This window comes from Alcaligenes sp. Lyrl_28, from assembly GCF_051948705.1.
In the GTDB taxonomy this organism is placed as follows: Bacteria; Pseudomonadota; Gammaproteobacteria; order Burkholderiales; family Burkholderiaceae_B; genus Alcaligenes; species Alcaligenes ammonioxydans.
The window spans coordinates 104,686-123,775 of the sequence record NZ_JAYJLG010000005.1 but is presented as its reverse complement, the minus strand read 5'-3'; the positions used below and the strand labels follow the sequence as shown (position 1 = coordinate 123,775).

Genomic DNA, 19,090 nt, shown 5'->3' with positions numbered 1-19,090 from the left:
AAATCAGGGTTGGACATGCCTCTGCCTTTTTAGGCGGTTTCAGCGAACAGTTCGCGGCCGATCAGCATGCGGCGGATTTCACTGGTGCCCGCGCCGATCTCGTACAGCTTGGCATCGCGCCACAGGCGGCCTGTGGGGAATTCGTTGATATAGCCGTTGCCGCCCAGAATCTGGATGCCTTCGCCGGCCATCCAGGTGGCTTTTTCAGCGCTGTACAGGATGGCGGCCGCGCAGTCTTTACGCACGGAGCGCACGTGAGCGGCGCCCAGACGATCCAGGTTCTTGCCCACGGCATAGCACAGGGCGCGGCTGGCTTGAAGGGTGGTGTACATATCGGCCACCTTGCCTTGAATCAGTTGAAATTCGCCAATGGCCTGGCCGAATTGCTTGCGGTCGTGGATGTAGGGAATGACGACGTCCATGACGGCTTGCATGATGCCCAGCGGGCCACCGGCCAGTACGGCGCGTTCGTAGTCCAGGCCGGACATCAGCACTTTGACGCCGCCATTGAGCTGGCCCAACACGTTTTCTTCAGGCACTTCACAGTCCTGGAACACCAGTTCGCCCGTGTGGCTGCCGCGCATGCCTAGTTTGTCCAGCTTCTGGGCGACGGAAAAACCGGCAAAATCCTTTTCGATCAGAAAGGCGGTAATGCCGCGTGCGCCGGCTTGCGGGTCCGTTTTGGCGTACACCACCAGGGTGTCAGCGTCCGGACCGTTGGTAATCCACATTTTGGAGCCATTGAGCACGTAGCGATCGCCTTTCTTTTCGGCGCGCAGCTTCATGCTGACCACGTCCGAACCAGCACCGGGCTCACTCATGGCCAGGGCACCGATATGCTCGCCGCTGATCAGTTTGGGCAGGTATTTCTGCTTCTGGGCTTCTGTCCCGTTGCGGTTGATCTGGTTCACACAGAGGTTGGAGTGCGCGCCGTAGGACAGGGCTACCGAGGCGCTGGCACGGGAGATTTCCTCCATCGCGATCATGTGGGCCAGATAACCCAGGTTCGCACCACCGTATTCTTCGCTGACGGTCATGCCCAGCAAACCCATCTCACCGAACTTCTTCCACAAGTGCATGGGGAACTGGTCATCGTGATCCAGTTGAGCCGCTAAGGGGGCAATTTCGGCCTGGGAGAAGTCGGCGACAGCGTCGCGCAGCATGTCCAGGTCGGAGCCAAGATCGAAATTCAGGCCGGGCAGGCTCATGAGACACTCCGTGGAAATAAATGGGTTGTAGAATCCTATTTATATTACGTTTACGTAAACGTCATATATATGGGTTTTCCCTTATCGGGATTCCTGCTTTAACTGTTCACTCATGGTGTGACAGATGTCGAGCTGATCCTGAATTTCCTGCAAGGTCTGATCCAGGTCCTGCCGCTGCCGCTCCAGGCGCAGGCGATGCTCGTTTAGCACTTCCTGATAATGCTTAAGCTGCGAAGCGGTGTCCATCGGGGATTCATACATATTGATCAGCCGCAGGATCTCCGATAACTGCAGTCCCAGCCGTTTGCCGCGCAGGGCCAGCTTCAGGCGGGCACGATCGCGGGGCTGATAAATGCGCTGGGTACCTTGGCGCAGCGGGCTCAAGATTCCTTGGTCTTCATAGAAACGCAGGGTTCGGGGCGTAATGCCGAACTCATGCGCCAGATCCGATATTGTCCAGGTTGTCGTTGTCATTTTTAGTGTGATTTACGTAAACGTAAACTATCATGCCATAGAGCCAGGGTGCGAACCAGGGTCTGTGAGGCTTCTTTTACGCTTAACAGGCCCTAGCCTTTTAGTATGGACAGCCCTTACGTCTTGCAAGAGCTATTCATTGGAGTGAGCATGAATCCTAACGAACAAAAATTGAATTATCCCTGGGCAGATACCCTGCCCCCACCGGGTGGCAGCCTGGAGGTCGCACCGGGGGTGCGATGGTTGCGCATGCCTTTGCCCTTTGCGCTGGATCACATCAATCTGTGGCTGTTGCGCGACCAGATCGAGGGTCGCGACGGTTGGACTATTGTGGACTGTGGTGTCGCCCGCCTTGAAGTGCGCGCGCTGTGGGAACAGGTTTTTCAGCATGAACTGGACGGTTTGCCTGTCCTGCGCGTGATCGTGACTCATATGCACCCTGACCACATTGGCTTGGCCGACTGGTTATGCCAGCGTTGGAATGCTCCTTTGTGGATCAGCATGACCGATTACGCCACGGCTCGCTTGTGGTCGGGTGCGGGTGGACGACAGACGGGTGCGGAAGCGGGCGGCCCGAATGGTGTGGCGGCAGAGGCGCATTTTGTCCGTCACGGTCTGCAAGATGAGAAAGCCCGTGAGCAGATTCGCAGCCGGGGCGATTACTACCCTTCGATGGTGCCTTCAGTGCCCGAGCGTTTTGTGCGCTTGATGGATGGTCAGCGTGTGGTGATCGCCGGTCGCCCCTGGCGTTTGATCGTGGGTTACGGCCATGCGCCCGAGCATATGTCCTTGTACTGCGAAGCGCTGAAGGTGCTGATCTCCGGTGACATGCTCTTGCCGCGTATCTCCACCAATATCAGCGTGTTCGATACCGAGCCATTTGCCAATCCTTTGCCCTTGTACCTGAATTCCTTGCTGTCTTATCAGGATCTGGCCGCGGATACCCTGGTGCTGCCCTCACATGGCAAACCTTTCCGTGGCATGCATGAGCGCATTCGTCAGCAGCAGGAACATCATGCCGAGCGACTGGAAGAGGTCCTGCAAGCGTGTGACCAGCCCTGTACGGCAGCCGACATCTTGCCGGTGCTGTTTCATCGCAAGCTCGATTCGCATCAGATGACTTTTGCCATGGGCGAGGCCATTGCTCACTTGCACGCCTTGTACTTTGACGGCCGTTTGTGTCGCCAGATGGGCGAGGACGGGGTGTACCGCTTCCAGCGCACATGAAGAACGAGTCCGCTCCTTAATAAGGACCGGCAATATAGTGATTGAAAGCAGGGGCGACCCGCTCTGTCGGCCTGTGGTAGCGTAGAGTTTTTCTTGCTACCGCTTGCCGACACTATGAGTTCTGATCTCGCCCTGGACACCGCCCTGCAACATACTGGTCTGGCACCGTTCGATCCGCACACGGATGCGGCGCCGGTGGCCGTACCGATCATGCGCACCAGTACGGTGCGCTTTCGCAATCTGGATGCTTTGGACCGCGCTCAGGCTGACAAGGCAGATCCAGAAAAACGCTCGGTCACCTATGGGCGCTCGGGCATGGATACCCACGCCGCCCTGGAGCAGGTGTTCTGTCAGCTTGAGTCTGCCACCCAGGCCTTGCTGGCGCCCTCGGGCATGGCGGCCATTACCCTGGCTTTGCTGGCCTTGCTGGATTCGGGCGATCATGTGCTGATTGCGGACAGCGCCTATGGTCCGGTCCGCTATCTGGAAAAGACGGTGCTGCGTCGCATGGGCATACAGGCCACGTTCTGCGCGCCGACCCCTGAGGAAATGGAACGCCATCTGCAAGCCAACACCCGCATGGTGTACGTGGAATCGCCTGGTTCCCTGCTCATGCAGATGCTGGATATGCCCGCCTTGGCCGCGTTTGGACGCCAGCACAATTTGTTGCTGGTCACGGACAATACGTGGGGCTCGGGTTATATCTACCGTCCGCTGGCGTTGGGCTTTGATGTCTCCATCGTGGCGGGAACCAAGTATGTGGCAGGTCACTCCGACCTGATGCTGGGCGCGGTCATGTCGGCCGATCCGCAACTGAACAAGCGCTTGCACGACAACCATTATGCTCTGGGGTTTTCCATCAGTGCGGACGATGCCTGGCTGGCCTTGCGGGGCGCGCGCACCCTGCCCATCCGCATGCGTGAAAGTGCTGCCAATGCGCTGGCCGTGTGCCAGTTTCTTGACAGTCGTCCTGAAGTCACTCGGATCTATCACCCTGCCTGGCCTCACGACCCCGGCCATGCTTTGTGGCAGCGAGACTGTACGGGCTCCAACGGGATGTTGTCGGTCCAACTGGCACTGAACCCTGTGCAGGCGCGTGTGTTTGTGGATGCCCTGACATTGTTCGGTATCGGCTTTTCCTGGGGCGGCTTTGAAAGTCTGGTGCAACTGGTGGATACGGCATTCCTGAGCGGCCACACGTACTGGGAACACAGTCAGGACAGTTTGGTGCGTTTGCATATTGGGCTGGAGTCGCCCAAGGATTTGTGCGCGGATCTGACGCAGGCTTTTGAGCAGGCCGCGCAGGGTTGAGGCTAGCTGACACGGGATAAAGCAGACAGGCGCGCCCGCTGGGTGGGACGTTGCGTGCATGGGGCGGCCGACTTGTCGGACAAATGGCGGTCAGCGCCGTGGCGGCTTATGGACGCGGTATGGCCAGACCCGCGGTCACAGCGATAAAAACGGCAACGGCCCTCAAGATCGGAATGTATTCCGTCTTGAGGGCCGTTGCTGCTATGGCGTGCCCAGCGTGCTGATTAGCGGCTGGTGACCATTTTCACCAGCTCCTGGGCCTTGGTGATGCTTTCGTCGTAGCCATTGGCCAAGGAAGGCGACGTCACGAATTTGCCCCCCACAGCCAGGCTAGGTGTGCCCTGAATCTGGTAGGTATTGGACAGTTCATTGGCTTTGTTGGCCTTGGTCTGGACGCCAAAGGAGTTGAAGGTCTGCTCGAAGCGATCCTTGTCCACACCTTGCTTGGCCACCCAGGCCGAGATGGTTTTGGCATCGAAGATGCGTTCACGTTTTTGGTGAATCGCATCAAACACCTTGGGGTGCAGGTCCAGGCGGTCCATGGCCTCCAGGGTGTAGTAGAGCTTTTGCAGGTCGGTCATGCCGGCATTGAAGGCAACCGGCACACGGCGCAGCACGACATTGTCAGGCAGGGTCTTAGCCCAGGCTTCAACCTTGGGTTCGAGGATGGCGCAATGTGGGCAGCTGTAGGAGAAAAACTCCAGCACTTCGGTTTTGCCGACGCTGTCCGAGGGCTGAGCCGCAGGCAGGGTAACGTAGCCTTGGTTGGCTTGTTGAGCCAGCGCGCTGGTGGTGGGCAGCAAGCTTACCCCGGCCAACAGACTGGCACCGACCAGGGATCGTACAAACAATGCGTTCAGCTTCATGAATCAATTTCCTTAAGGGGGAAGATGAGGTCTATGACCTGTGCAAGGGAGGAAAAGTTCACCTCGGGCCCGTTTTCATCGTTAAGGGCTCAGGGCCGTACGACGGAGGTGTCAATTTTTTCCTCGGCCAGCCGGCTGCGTGCCCGGTTCATTTCGTCTATGCCCTTGAAGGGCCCCAGGCGTACCCGGTTTACCGTCCCGCCATTGACCTGAGCACTTTGCACGGACGCATTAAAGCCCAGCATCAGCAGGCGGGCCTTCATGGCTTCTGCATCGGCTGTGTTGCGAAATGCGCCCGCCTGCAGGTAATAAGGGGTCGAGGTCGTGGCGGGCTTGGCGGCCGCAGGGGGGGCGGCCGGTGCTGGTGCGGCCGGTTTGCTGGCAGCCGGTGCCGGGGCGCTTGGCGCGGACGGTGTGACTGCCGGAGCGGCCACCGTTGGCGCCGGTGTCCGGCGTGCCTCAGGCTGGCCGGCAGACTCGGACCCTATGGAAGGCAAGGTCGCAATCAGGTCGCCCAAGGCATCGGGCGCAGCGGGTTTGGGCACATTGGGCAAATTGACGGGAGGCAGGGTCAAGCCGGGAATCGTGCCGCCCGGTGGCGGCGTCTGCCCGCTGGAGCTGCCATACAGATCCCGGTTCGGGTCCAGTAAATCCCGCCCTTCAGGCAAGGCAACGGTAGGTTTGTCCCGACTGGCCTTGTCGACAAAGGGCATGGGCACTTTGGTGACAAACAGGGCCACCGCCACTGCGGCGCCCAGGCCCAGAATCAGGCCAATCAGAATGCCGGTATACGTACCGCCGGAACTGCCGGATTTTTTTCGTGCTCTTGCCATATCTGCCTATGGGTTTACATACGTTCAGGTGCCGATACACCCAGCAGGTTCAGACCATTGCGGATGACCTGGGCGCAGGCCTGGGCCAGACGAAGGCGAGCCAGACGCAAGGCAGTGTCGTCTACCGACACGCGCTCGGCGTTGTACCAGGAGTGGAAGTCCGCGGCGCAGTCGCGCAGCCAGAACGCAATGTGATGAGGTGCCAGTTCGCGGGCGGACTGGGCCAGCACGGCGGGGTATTCGGACAGGCGTTGCAGCAAGGCAATCTCGGTGGGGGCGGTCAGGGGCGTGATGTCGGCCCCCGGTACCTGATCGAGCAGCTCTGCCGACTGGTTCAACACGGAGTTGATGCGGGCATGAGCGTACTGGATGTAATAGACCGGGTTTTCTTCGCTCTTGGACAAGGCCAGATCGATATCGAATACGAATTCGGAGTCGGCACGACGCTGGATCAGGAAGAAACGCACGGCATCCTGGCCCACCCATTCGATCAGATCACGCAAGGTGACGTAACTGCCGGCACGTTTGGAGATTTTCACTTCCTGGCCATTGCGCACGACTTTCACCATCTTGTGCAGAATATAGGCTGGAAATTCCTTGGGGATACCCAGTCCCAGCCCTTGCAGGCCGGCGCGCACCCGGGCGATGGTGCCATGATGGTCGGTGCCCTGGATATTGATTACGTGGTGAAAGCCGCGCTCCCATTTGGTCACGTGGTAGGCCACATCGGGGACGAAGTAGGTATAGCCGCCTTCGGACTTGCGCATTACGCGGTCTTTATCGTCCCCTGTCCCCAGTTCGGTGGTGCGCAGCCATAGCGCGCCGTCCAGCTCGTAGGTGTGACCGGCGTCGATCAGGGCCTGCACGGTTTTTTCAACCTTGCCGGAGGTGTACAGCGAGCTTTCCAGGTAGAAATTGTCAAACTTCAGACCAAAGGCTTGCAGGTCCAAATCTTGCTCACGGCGCAAATAGGCCACAGCAAAGCGACGGATGTCTTCCAGATTGTCCAAATCACCGCTGGCCGTGACAGACTCGCCATCAGCGGCCTGAACCGTTGCACCAGCCTGGTAATCGCGGGCGATATCCAGAATGTAGTCACCCTTGTAGCCATCAGCGGGAAACTGCTCGCTGTCGGGTTCAATGCCCCGCGCACGGGCCTGTACGCTGGTGGTCAGATTGTCGATCTGGTTACCAGCGTCGTTGTAGTAGAACTCCCGTGTCACGTCATAGCCTTGCGAGCTGAACACGCGACACAGTGAGTCGCCCAGGGCGGCTTGACGGGCATGACCGACGTGCAGGGGGCCGGTAGGATTGGCCGACACGAACTCCACCATCAGTTTTTCATGGGTGGGCGCGGCGTGACCGAAATGCTCACCCTGCTCGGCGATGGCGTGCAGGACGGCCTGATGGGTGGCGGTGGACAGACGGAAGTTGATAAAGCCTGGGCCAGCAATTTCCGCGCCAGCCAGCAAGGCGGCGGCGTTCGGATCGGCCATCAGGGTATCGACGATTTGCTGAGCCAGCTCGCGCGGGTTGCGCCCGGCCGGTTTGGCCAGTTGCATGGCAATATTGCAGGCGGCATCACCGTGCGCGGCCACTTTGGGGCGCTCTAGCGTAATGGTCGGCTCAGCCTGGGGCAAGATGGCACGGACGGCAGCCTGAAGGCAGGCGATTAATTGAGATTGTTGCTCAGCAAGCATAGGAAAGGTCTGGATTGGTAGAAAGACAACCGGGACGAGTTGGTCAGGCCCCGGATGGAAGGCGCGGCATCGGCCCGCCGGATAGCCCCACATGATAGCGTGATTTGACACCAAATTCTTTTCAAGAAGCCTAGCGCTCCCATCCCAGGTGGTTCTGTAACCACGTATCGTAAGCGTCCATGTCTACCCAGGCCACCTGATTGCCGCCGCGCACGCGCCAGTCATCAAAGCGCGTGAGCAGACGCTCCATGCTTTTGCGCACGTCCCGGCCCAGGGCAGGATGGGAGTCCTGATACAGCAGGTCCTGACCATGGCCATGGTAGTCAATGCGCCGGACACCATGCGTGGTCAGGCGCAGGCCGGGTGGCCGCATGTCTTGCACGATAGGGTGCCTGACCTGTAGATCCGTTTGAGGCAATTCGGCCAGCGTCAAACCGGCTGCCGTGGCTTGCCAATGCATCCAGGCCAGAGCCACTTTGTCCAGGTCGCTGACGGCGGTCCTGTCATCGGGCAGCACACCGCCGCCAATTTGGCTATGAGCACCGATAAAGGGCATCTCCACGGTGTTCATGGCCTGGGCCAGGCCGCTTAAGGGAAAGAGCAGTCGGTGCTCGTGCATGGCCACGGCATGGGCGACCCAGTTCCAGGCGTCCGACACACCCAGTCGATAGTGGGTGTTGCTCCAGCCCCCCAGCCCAAACTGCGCCACGGTATCAAAAAGGCCCAAAAATCGGGGGGTGATACAGGCCCGGATGGCACCGCGCTGCGGGTCATTCAAGACAAACCAGCCTTGATGGAGGTGATCCATAATGCGATTGGAAAAGTCGCGTGCCAGTGCAGCCCCGCGTGAAAAACCCAGCAGGTCTACCGGCTCAGCAACAGCCGCAGGCCCCCGCTCCTGCATGCGGTTCAGAAAGTGCTTCCATTGTGATTCCAGAATGCGACCCGCCCGCCAGGCAGTCAGCGCATCCAGATCGACAGTCAAAGGATTGCCGGGGCCGTCGCTGTAGTGCACGGCTCCATCCTGATACAACTGCGACAGTTTCCACACATTGCTAGTGGTGATGGGCGCCTGCCTTGTGCCATCAAACGCGAACAGCAGCAGGCCGGTGGGATCGATATGACGCAAGGGCTGCTGGTGGGCGTAGCCCACGGCCTGGCTCTGGGGCCAAGGCCCCAGCGGGTCCGCTTCCAGATAGTGGCCATGATCGGGCAAATAGGTCCGCAACAGGTTGTCATGCCAGCCTGTTGCGGACTCGGCATAGTGCCCTGGCAGGCGCAGATTGAATTCCAGGTCCTCCCGCAAAATCTCGGCTTGCCCCAAGGGGTTCAGGTCTGCGCCCCAGACCAGTTTGGCATGCTGATCGCTAATCAGCCGCACCGCTCCCATCAGATCGCCATGCAGGTAGTACAAGCGCCCTTGCCCGTCGGGCTGGTAAACAATCATGCCTACCGGTGTGAGGCCCGCGTACAGGTAGCGTCGGGATAGGCGCAGGCCAGGCGCGGCGGGCAAATCCAGCTCGGCCATCAACTGCTGGCCATGAAAGAAAAAGGCGCGTTCCTGATGACCTTGTTTGCGCCAGATACGTTGACCAAAGGCGTCATGCCGGTACTGAACCAGCGTGGCCTCGGCGGTATGTACACGCCGCAAGCGGCGGTTGGGGCCGTAGTCCAGGCGCATGGTGCCGACTGTGGTTGGGGTTCCGCTGGGCATGCGTCCAATCGGCGTAACGGCTTGCGGTGTGCGCGCCGCAAGTGAGCCGTCCGGGTTCCAGGCCAGCCATTGCGCCGGTTCTGTCGTGCCCTGCCGCAACGCGATCAAACGGCGTTGAGCGTCATAGTGCAGATTCCAGTGACGCGTGTGTTGCAGCAGCGGGTACTCATGACGCTCTTCCAGCACATTGCCTTGCTCATCCAGACGGCGGGCCTGGGTCCAGACCGCTTGGCCATCGGCCTGCAAAAGCATGGCATCCACCGTCTGCCCGGTGCTGTTCGCATGGCTGATCAAGTGCAGGCCGTTGCCCCAGGCGTAGCCGGTCTCCTGGGCGCGAATCACAGTTTGTGCCTGCCCGGATTGCCCGATCCATTGCAGCGATTGCAAACGTCCCTGCGCATCCCAGCGGTAGCGAAGTTGCCCTCCTTCGGGCAAGGTGTGGTGTGTGAGCCGGCCTTGCTTGTCGTACTCAAAGCGTTCGATCCAGATCTGGCCGGGGCTATGTGCCCGTTCCAGACGACGCTCCCTCAGCAGACCGGCGCGCAAAGTGAGCCATTGCGTTTCAGTGGGGTGACGAATGCGCAGCGCCCCCGGGCCCAGCCAGTCCAGTTCGCTGCGCTCCGTGTCCTGGCCTTGCCGGTGCTCAAGACGGCTTAATCGCCCCTGTTGATCGTATTGAATATCCAGCGAACCCTCTTGGGCGTAGTCAATACGCGTGAGCTTGCCACTCGCGTTCCAGTAGCGCATTTGACTGCCGTGCAGGCTGCTCGCCCACTGTGTTAAACGTCCTTTCTCATCCAGCCCCAGGCGCAGCATCCCCCATCCGCCCTGATCCTGCTCTAACTGTGACAGCGTTCCATTTGCACGACGCCGTGCCGACCACGGGCCGGCCTGCAGCCAGCGCCCCTGCGGGTCGTACTGCCAGTGCGTGCGATGGGTCGGGCAGGATTCGCACAAGCGGCTTTCCAGGGTTTGCAGTCGCCGTTGGCCTTGATAGTCGCGATAGTGGAAATGATGCTGCTCCGCGCCGATGAACCATTTACTGATGCCTGGCTCATGGGTGGCCGTCCATTCCTGCTCGAAAGCGTAGGAGATCAGGCGACGGATACGGCCCTGGGCGTCATACTCCCAATGCTGCATCTGGTGCGGGGCTTGTCCGGGCGCCTGCAGGCTGCTGCCTCCCAAGTCATGTCTCCCCGGCGTGGGATGGTAGAGGCGTTGCATGCCGTCGGGGCGGCTGACCTTGGCCAGCCAGATCTGCAGATCGCCTTGCTCCAGAAACCAGTGAAAGGGGCCGGCTGGCGTCTGAATATGGATGACGGTGGCACTTGATGTGGTGGGGGCCTGGATGGCTGTCTGGTTTTGCGCCCGCTCTGGTGACGAGTCCGGTTTCTGCGCCGGGGCTTGCCAGTCAAATACCAGTGTTTGTCCTAGATGGTTACGCACGGTCTGCACAGCGTGCGCCCGCGGATGGCTGGCCGTAAAGCGCTCTATATCCAGCCATTGCCGGCTGCCGATACGTACCTGGATCAACCAGCCCTGTTCATTAAAACGCAGGGCCAAGCCATTGGGGCCTTGCCAGAGCCAAGCGGCGCCTTGTGCCCGGGCCGGTGGGTATAAGCGGGTCTGTCGCCCATCGGGCATAAATAAGGCATGGCCTTGCTGCCGGATGCGCAGATCGTAGTTCAAGGCCCAGCCTGTTGAACCGAGTGTAGGCGTGGGATTGCGTCCCTGCCCGTTCCAGTGACGCTGTAGCTGGAGCAATGGCCATGCCTGGCTGAGGGGCAGATCGATATCGCTTTGTTGTTTGCGTCCGCCCAGCAGGTCTACCGGATTGAGCAAACCCATATCCGGCGCAGGCTCGGGCAGGTCCCCCAGGGCAGCCGCCGGTGCGCAGCGTGTGGGGGTCGGGGGCAAGGAGCATTCCAGTGAGCCGTGTGACCAGACCGTAGACGGCGCCAGGATCAAAAGCGGGATTAAGCAGTACAGCGCAGCGACAGGCATGAAGGACTCTCCAAGAGGGGGAAAATCCTGCTATCTTGCAGGGGTGTGTATCCTGAAAGTCGAATCGGAAACACAAAGATCCATAAGGAGAAACCGTATGCTAGTCGTCTTTAAAAGCAAAGCCGCCGCCGATGTTCTGATGTTCTCTGAACATGCCATGCCTATTCTCCGGGCCGCAGGGCGCTCCTATCCCGATGGTTTGCCCGAGCGTGGCGTCTTCACGCCCGAGCAGTTGTCCGAAGCCATTGGCAATATTGAGCGAGCGATCGGGCAAGACCGGGAAAACAAGCACTCGCCCCACGAGGACGAAGACGAGGACAAGGAGCATCCGATGTCCCAGGCCGTCAGTTTTGGCCAGCGGGCTTACCCCTTGCTCGATATGCTGCGTCAGGCCAACAACACGGGGGTTCCGGTAATGTGGGAGCCGGCAGACAGTTCCTGGTAGGGTCTGAAATGTCGGCCTGCCGACAATTTGGCAGGCCTTCTTTGCTTAAGCTCCACAGTTGATCCAATTTTTTCGGAGATCGTCTATGAGCGCTATGGTGCTTGTGATCTTTAGTCCTCGCCAGCACATAGAGCTGGTCACTCCAATACAAACCATCGATCCTGAAAGCGGCAAACAATCTCGTGATTGGTTTGATCGCACCTGGCAGGAACTGGGCTGTGAACCCATGCGGGCCAGCGGCAAAGTGCTGCTGCTCGATAAAATCATGGGTGTTGCCGATGCCCTGGGCTATACCTTGCTGACGCAAGACGAAGAACGCGCCCAGGAGTTTGCACGCCATTGTTTGCAAGCGGTCGGTTCCATGCAGGTCACCGTGGATTTGCCAGGTTTGGCGGTTACTTACTGATCAGGTTCAAGACAATGGAAGACCGGCTCCTTGGGGTCGGTTTTGTTATTCCTTTTTAGCGCGACTGGACAACTGAACCGGTGTTGAAAATTTTGAGCATGTTCGCCCAAAACCCATCGTCGTGAACTTCCATCCCTCAGCAGGCGGAATATAGCCGATCGATGAGTGCAAACGTTTATGGTTGAACCAGGCAACCCCTCCCAAGCTCGCCAAGTTGCTGAACTGCCAGGCTGAATCTGCCGTCAGGCTCAGTCGTTCCACGAAAAGTCGCATTTTCACAAAAAGACCGAGCCTTGCTCAAGTTAGGCGTGCTTGGCAACCGAGGTTAGAGGGTGATCTTGCCTACGTACAACAACCACAGCACCACGACATCGGCGATCAGCAAGATGGCGACATACAGTTTTTCCAGCCTCTCAAAGATTGGCTTACCGTCGTTCTTTTCCTTACGCGACCAAATGAATACGGGCAGACCGCAAGTCAGAAGGATCGGAACGAGTGCCAGGTAGTTCAGTGAGCTGGCGTAGAAGATGAAAAGGCAGAAAAGTACGCCCATCACGCCGCTGACGAGCGCAAGCGTCATGCCTGTTGAAGAATACTTCTTGTATTCGTGAGTCAGGCACAGCTTGGTTATGTAAAGCGTGGTTGTGATATAGGCAGGCACCACCATGAGGGCGCTGATGTTGTACATCGTGTTCCAGGCATTGTTGGAGAAATACACCAACAGCATGGCCGCCTGCATGATGCCGCTGCTTACCCAAAGCGAGATGCTGGCTGCGTCGTTCTTGTTGGTCCGGGAAAACGCCTTGGGAAATGCACCGTTTTGCCCAGCTGCCATGGGAATTTCAGCGCACAGCATGGTCCATGCTAGCCATCCAGCCAGAACTGAAATGATCAACCCCACATTCATCAACCAACTGCCCCATTGCGCGCCCACGACGTGTTCCAGCACGCCGGAGGTAGACGGGTTGGCCACTTGAGCGAGCTCTGGCTGCGTCATGGCGCCAAAGGGCAAGACCGATAACAAGATATAAATAATCAGGGCAATCAAGAAGCCCAGCAGGGTGGCCTTCCCCACGTCGCTTCTTTTGCGGGCGCGGCCAGAGAGCACCACGGCACCTTCTACGCCAATAAATGCCCACAGGGTAACGGTCATGGGTGCCATGATCTGTGCTGTCAGCGAAACCGGGGTGCCCTTGTCTCCGGGACCGCTGAGCACTTGAGGCGAGGAGCCCCAGATATTGCTGAGCAACTGGGAGTAGTCGATCAAGAAGCCCAAAAGGAACACGAACAGCACCAGGGGCACGAGCTTGGCAATGGTGCCTAGAGTGTTGATGAAGCCGGCCACTTTGGTGCCGGAGAGAACGAGATAGTTGTAGCCCCATATCAAGATGGAGCCGCAAATAATCGAGTTGAGGTTATTGCCGTTTGTGAATACGCCGGGAAATATCTGGTCGAACGCATCCATGAGAATGACGGCAAAGGCTACGTTGCCAAAGCACGTCATCAACCAATAGCCCCATGCCACGTTAAAGCCAATGAAAGAGCCGAAACCCTCCTGGGCATACATGTAGACCCCGGCCTGCAGGTCTGGACGCAAATCGGACAGCATGCGAAAAGCGTTGGCAATGAAGTAAACGCCAATGCCGGCGATGATCCAGGCAATGACAACAGGCCCCACTGCCGATGTGGCCGCCGTGTTCTGCGGCAAGCTGTAAACGCCGCCGCCCAACATTGAGCCCGCCACAATCGCGATAAGGGCCAGCATGCCAAGCTTTGCTCCAGCGGGGCCTGCGCTCGGCGTAGCGTCGGCACTTGCACTTACTTGAGATTTATCAGTCATGTCTTTTCTCGCACCTTAGAAGAAAATGTCGCCCAAACATCGGACGGCCACCTTATTTATTGCCTTCCCTTCTTGATTGAAGAAACGCGGGGCGCCTTGAAGTTAATGTGCTTAGGTGTGGGATGAGGCTGTCTGTCTTCCTCGACGATGGCTCGGACCCAATAATCTCCGTTCTGATCGATGCTGACGCCCTGAATTTCATGCTCGAATCCGGGGAAGCGCTTGTCGAATTCCTGCAGCGCTTCGAGGTAGCCGGTAATGCCGGTGTCGTCGGCCGGCAGGCGCTCGCCCGGCATCAGAACAGGAATGCCCGGGGGGTAAGGCACCAGCATGCTGGCGGCGATCCGATTGGCAAAATCAGCCACTTTGACGCGTTCAGTTTGATAGCGCACCACCTTTTGGTAGGCCTCAGCGGGTGTGAGCACAGGTTCGGGTATGGAACTCACAGCATCGCTGCTGTGCTTCATCAGGTTCAGCTCTTGCATGGTGTCGTGCATCTGCTGGCACAACGCTTTGAGTGTCATCGACGCATACTTGGGTGACATGCGGGCCAGAGATGGGATGGCGTCTGTTGCCTTGGCACCCTTGTCGTAGAGCTTCTTGAACTCCAGCAGGCTCTCGATCAGTGTGCCCCATTTGCCCTTGGTGGTGCCCACCGAGAACAGAATGAGGAGGGTGTAATCGCCAGTTCGGGCAACTTCGATGCGGCGATCATCGAGGAACTTGCTGACGATACTGCCCGGGATGCCGTGGGTCAGGTGCTGACCGTCGGGCGTGATGCCGGGGCAAGTGATGCTTACCTTCACCGGGTCGAGCATGCAGTCCGCTTCGCCGATGTCTTGTGCAGCAAAGCCGTGCCAGTTGTCGCCGGCATTGAGACGCCACAGTTCAGGCGTCTGGCTCAGCAGCTTGATCGGTGCCTTATGAAAGGCGTGAACCTCGCCGCTGGCAGGATCTTTGACTTCAGTGGGCTGTAGCACATCAAAGAACCACGATGACTCACCGTCTTCTTCGGCGAGCTCTTGCTTGACGTTAACAACCGCTTGGCGGAAAGCGATGGCTTCTTCGATGGATTCCTGCACCAGTGAATAACCGCCCCTGCCCTGCATCATCGCCACGGCCACGTCGATGGAGGCAATGATGGGATAGAACGGCGACGTCGTGCCGTGCATCATGAACGAATCGTTGAAGTCGTCAAATTCCAGCGGGGCACGCTCGCTAGGTTTGACGTGAATCATCGAGGCCATGGAAAGCGCCGGCAGCATCTTGTGCGTGGAATGCACCGCGAACAACGTGGGGCGGTTGGGCATGTTGTCGTCTACATCCATGGCAAACCGACCGCGATAGAGCGGATGGAACTTGGCGTAGGCGTACCAAGCCTCATCGAAGTGAATGCGTGGCACGCTTTCGCTAAGCTGGCCCACTACCTGATGGACGTTGTAGATGAAGCCGTCATACGTGCAATTGGTGACTACCGCATAGCTGGGGTCCGGACTGACCGCGCCGGCGGTCAAGGCACTCGACTGGATGAGCTGGCGGATGCTGCTTTTTTGTAAACGCTGTGCCGGGATGGGGCCGATCAAACCGTAGCCGTTACGGCTGGGCGTCAGGTAAACCGGCCGAGCTTGCGAGAGCGTAAGTCCATGATTGAGGGACTTGTGGCAGTTGCGGTCTACCACGGCAATCTCGTTGGCACCAATAGCGCCTTGCGCCACCACGCGGTTCGAGCCCGACGAGCCGGCCACGCCGTAGAAAGTCCATTTGGCACCAAACAGCTCGGCGGCGATTTCTTCGGATTGCTTGGGTGGCCCAGAGTGGATCAGGTAGTCACCCATTTCGGCTGTGGCGACCCCAATGTCCGCCCGCATCATGTTTTCACCGAAGAAATTGATGAACTCGACGCCGACCGGATGCTTGGTATAAGCCATGCCGCCCATGTGCCCCGGGCAATCCCAGTAGTAATCGCCGTCCTCAGTGAAGTTCTTCAGAGTAGCAAAATAAGGAGGGAGCAGCTTCTGAGCGTAGCGATGAACCGCCGTGTACACTCGGTTCGCCGTGAATTCGGCGGTTTCAGAGTACAGATAAACATACTCGTTAATTTCTCTCAGTATGGAAACAGGAATGCCGTTGACGGTTTCCTCTTCCGAAAGCAAAAAAATGGGAACCGTGTCGTTGCGTTCGCGTATCTGCTGGATAAGTTGCTGGCTCTCGCTAACGATGGCGGGATTGCGGGTATCCCACAAAAGAGCGATGAAGCTGTAATGCGGGCTCTGCTGAATGTAGGTAAGGCCGGCCTTGGGGTTAGCGGCAAGCTGGACGTTAAAGCCTCTTTCGATGACCGCCGTCTCTAAGGCCTTGAGGGCCTGGGCGGCGGGTAGACCCGGGGTCAAACTATCGGAAACCACCACTAGCGCATTGTGATTAAATTTCATTTCAAAGCTCTACGGTTAGGTTGGCCGGTGCGTCCGGCATTTGATACTGACGCTTGAACGTCAGTACGAGAAAACCTTTTACAGCTTGATATGCCCCATTAAATAGAGCGCAATGACCAAGATATCGATAGTTAGTAGAAGCATTAGCGCAACGCGTTCGCCCTTACCCAGCGCAACCTGAGAGGGATGATCCTGGTTACGTGCCCAAAAGAACAAAGGAAGGCCTAGCGTAAGCAGCAGCGGAGTCATCGCGACATACCGAATATCGCTTGCGTACAGCATGAACAGGCAAAAGCCAGCCCCCACCAAGCTGCTGAACAGCGCCAGCCCACGTCCCGCAGGCTGGCGTCGGCTGAATTCGCCATTCATGCAGGTCTTGATCAGATAGGCGGCCGAAGCGAAATAGGCGGGCAGCACGCAGATGGCTGAGATGGCCAATAGCGTGAGCCAGGCATGGTGTGAGAAATACACCATCACCATTACGGATTGCATAATCCCGCTACTGACCCACAGGGCGATGGATGCGGAGCCCTTGTTATTCTCAGTGGCAAACACTTTGGGGAAGGTGCCGTTGCGGGCTGCCACCTGTGGAATCTCGGCGCAGATCATGGTCCATGCCAGCCAACTGACGAGAATTGAAATAAGAACCCCGATGTTGATCAGCCACTCTCCCCAAGCGCCGGTGAGATGATTCATGACGCCAGCGGTGGACGGGTTGGGGATCTGGCTCAGGGTTTGTTGCGATAAGGTGCCAAAGGGAAGCACCGACACGATCATGCAGATGATCAGGCCCAACACGAAGCCGACCAGCGTGGCGCGCCCCACGTCCTTTTTGTTCCGGGCCCGCGCCGATAATGCAACGGCGCCTTCAACGCCGATGAAGCACCACAGAGCCACATACATGGGTGAAAGCGTTTGCGACAGAATGGAGCCAAGCGGCTTGGCGCCTGGCACGGGATGGTGGCCCCAGATATCGGCGGTTAACTGGGTGTGGTTGAGAAAGTAGCTCACTACCCCGACAAAAATTACCAGCGGAATGAGCTTCACAAAGGTACCGATGGTATTAATCATCCCCGCCGTTTTGGTGCCGGACAGCACCAGGGTATGAAAGCCCCAGATCAGGATGGAAGCGCCAACGATAGAGGTGATGTTGTTGCCACCGGTGAAGTCGCCCGGGATAAAGTAATTAAGCGTATCCATCACCATTACAGCAAACGCCACGTTGCTGAATATGGTCATGAGCCAGTAGCCCCATGCCACGACGAAGGCACTGAGAGGACCGAAACCCTCTCTGGCATACATGTAAACACCAGACTCGAGATCTGGCCGAAGATCAGAAAGCGCAACAAACGTCTTGGCGATAAAAAACATACCAAAACCGCTAACGAGCCAGGCAATGACCACCGGTCCGAGAGCTGAAGTTTCCGCCATGTTTTGCGGCAGGCTGTCTACACCGCTTCCTATCATTGAACTGACAACGATGGCAATCAGTGCCACAAGGCCGAGTTTCTGGTCGGTAGACTTAGTGCTCATACGCTCTCATTGGTTATTTCGGCGCAGTTGCCGCTCTTGATGGGGTGCCAATGGATGGAGGAAACGGACCATACAATCGATGTATCTCAGTTCGTATGGCTTAGACCGACTGGAGCAAAGATACCAGAGTAATTCACTTACCGTTGAACGGATATCTTCAATCTTAAAATAATTTAGTACGACGTATGGATGATACAAATGGCGCACGATCCGACTGTGCACGATAAGGTTTAACGTCAATGGTGTGGAGGGCAGCAGTGGCGTTAACAGGATTGAGTGGACAAGGGTGTGACCAGATTAGACTGCCCCGATAATCCCAGGCATGTCAGGCTTACGATTTGAGCATGAGGGGTAGTCCATGAGTACTCAGTGTTTTTCCCCCTTGAATTCAAGAAGGAGGCCGTTCGACAAATTGTTGCCTGGGGGTATTCAGTGGCAGAGGTTGTTGCCCGGATCGGCGTGTCGGCCCATCGCCTTGCTAGGTTGTAGTCGTGATAAGGCCGTGAGGCCCGATAATTCGGAGAAACACGCTACCGAACTTGTCGAGGCCAAGCGCGGTCTTCTGCCTCTGCGGGTCGGCATGCGATCCTCACATTCTCGCAGCTATACGCCCACGCCTTAGACTGCGCTCTGGCTCTTGGCATGCGTGCTGCCCACCCAGTGGGCAGGCAATCCACCATCGCGCTTGAGGGCACCTTGTCCCTGAATCTAGAAGGTTTGATAGATAGTTTCGTGAGAGATGCGCACCGATTTATCCTCCTGAAAATCGGAAGTCGGTTGGCAATCTGTGCGGGCGACCAGCCCTTTACCCATTTGTGGTCCCCGCGATGTGGTTTATTCCATCCATTAAGCGGCGACTGCCGAGAGTGTTCGATCTCACACTGAAGCACCTATGCGATACCTAACCGGAAAAGCAGCATGCGCACACGGTGGTCGAAATCTGGCCTAACCTGCCCCGTCCTACTTTTCATGGCGCGGCATGATCCCGCAAAAGGCTTGATAGCAGACATTTTTTAGGAGCGAATGGAGATGGCCTCTTGAGTCGCCCACGAAAAACCCGCCTTGTGGGCGGGTTGCGGGCAGAGCGACGATAAGCC

13 protein-coding genes and 1 pseudogene are annotated in these 19,090 nt (G+C 57.9%); 4 read left to right on the top strand and 10 right to left on the bottom strand.

Features of this window, described 5'->3' with window-relative positions; all coding sequences use genetic code 11:
- Nucleotides 1-29 precede the first annotated feature (29 nt).
- Nucleotides 30-1,208, bottom strand: coding sequence for an isovaleryl-CoA dehydrogenase (locus VF694_RS12855; RefSeq protein ID WP_003800548.1), 1,179 nt, complete (start codon nt 1,206-1,208; stop codon nt 30-32).
- 81 nt (nt 1,209-1,289) lie between these two features.
- On the bottom strand, nt 1,290-1,682 hold the full coding sequence (locus VF694_RS12850; RefSeq protein ID WP_003800546.1) for a MerR family transcriptional regulator: 393 nt from the start codon (nt 1,680-1,682) through the stop codon (nt 1,290-1,292).
- A gap of 150 nt (nt 1,683-1,832) precedes the next feature.
- On the opposite strand from VF694_RS12850, the gene VF694_RS12845 reads away from it, so the two are divergent.
- Together VF694_RS12845 and metC are read left to right on the top strand one after the other, a co-directional pair.
- Entirely contained in the window at nt 1,833-2,909 is a 1,077-nt protein-coding gene (locus VF694_RS12845) for an MBL fold metallo-hydrolase (RefSeq protein ID WP_440164523.1), read from the top strand.
- Between the two features lie 114 nt (nt 2,910-3,023).
- Nucleotides 3,024-4,220, top strand: coding sequence for a cystathionine beta-lyase (gene metC / locus VF694_RS12840; RefSeq protein WP_003800543.1), 1,197 nt, complete (start codon nt 3,024-3,026; stop codon nt 4,218-4,220).
- Between the two features lie 224 nt (nt 4,221-4,444).
- Here the strand turns inward: metC and VF694_RS12835 are convergent, their stop codons facing one another.
- The 4 genes from VF694_RS12835 to VF694_RS12820 all read right to left on the bottom strand — a co-directional run bounded on the left by VF694_RS12835 (nt 4,445) and on the right by VF694_RS12820 (nt 11,337).
- Nucleotides 4,445-5,086 (bottom strand): thiol:disulfide interchange protein DsbA/DsbL, encoded by a 642-nt coding sequence (locus tag VF694_RS12835; protein WP_440164522.1) that lies wholly within the window; start codon nt 5,084-5,086, stop codon nt 4,445-4,447.
- 89 nt (nt 5,087-5,175) lie between these two features.
- A complete protein-coding gene (locus tag VF694_RS12830) occupies nt 5,176-5,919 on the bottom strand; it encodes an SPOR domain-containing protein (protein ID WP_003800538.1) in 744 nt (247 codons plus the stop codon).
- Between the two features lie 14 nt (nt 5,920-5,933).
- A complete protein-coding gene (gene argS, locus VF694_RS12825) occupies nt 5,934-7,619 on the bottom strand; it encodes an arginine--tRNA ligase (RefSeq protein WP_219235424.1) in 1,686 nt (561 codons plus the stop codon).
- Between the two features lie 130 nt (nt 7,620-7,749).
- Nucleotides 7,750-11,337 carry a phospholipase effector Tle1 domain-containing protein gene (locus VF694_RS12820; RefSeq protein WP_440164519.1) on the bottom strand — a complete coding sequence of 1,196 codons (3,588 nt, stop codon included), beginning with the start codon at nt 11,335-11,337 and terminating at the stop codon, nt 7,750-7,752.
- A gap of 97 nt (nt 11,338-11,434) precedes the next feature.
- On the opposite strand from VF694_RS12820, the gene VF694_RS12815 reads away from it, so the two are divergent.
- Both VF694_RS12815 and VF694_RS12810 read left to right on the top strand, forming a co-directional pair.
- Nucleotides 11,435-11,782, top strand: a complete 348-nt coding sequence (locus VF694_RS12815; RefSeq protein WP_003800531.1) for a DUF1840 domain-containing protein — start codon at nt 11,435-11,437, stop codon at nt 11,780-11,782.
- Between the two features lie 85 nt (nt 11,783-11,867).
- Nucleotides 11,868-12,188, top strand: a complete 321-nt coding sequence (locus VF694_RS12810; RefSeq protein WP_003800530.1) for a hypothetical protein — start codon at nt 11,868-11,870, stop codon at nt 12,186-12,188.
- A 325-nt stretch (nt 12,189-12,513) separates the two neighbouring features.
- Here the strand turns inward: VF694_RS12810 and VF694_RS12805 are convergent, their stop codons facing one another.
- The 4 genes and pseudogenes from VF694_RS12805 to VF694_RS12790 all read right to left on the bottom strand — a co-directional run.
- Nucleotides 12,514-13,953: a basic amino acid/polyamine antiporter gene (locus tag VF694_RS12805; RefSeq protein ID WP_440164517.1), complete on the bottom strand. Its 1,440-nt coding sequence runs from the start codon at nt 13,951-13,953 to the stop codon at nt 12,514-12,516.
- Nucleotides 13,954-14,084: 131 nt separating this feature from the next.
- Nucleotides 14,085-16,460: an Orn/Lys/Arg decarboxylase N-terminal domain-containing protein gene (locus tag VF694_RS12800; protein ID WP_003800525.1), complete on the bottom strand. Its 2,376-nt coding sequence runs from the start codon at nt 16,458-16,460 to the stop codon at nt 14,085-14,087.
- A 78-nt stretch (nt 16,461-16,538) separates the two neighbouring features.
- Nucleotides 16,539-17,993 carry a basic amino acid/polyamine antiporter gene (locus tag VF694_RS12795; protein WP_219235429.1) on the bottom strand — a complete coding sequence of 485 codons (1,455 nt, stop codon included), beginning with the start codon at nt 17,991-17,993 and terminating at the stop codon, nt 16,539-16,541.
- Nucleotides 17,994-18,538: 545 nt separating this feature from the next.
- Nucleotides 18,539-18,871 (bottom strand): annotated as a pseudogene (locus tag VF694_RS12790) (IS30 family transposase); the annotation flags it as partial.
- Nucleotides 18,872-19,090: the final 219 nt, after the last annotated feature.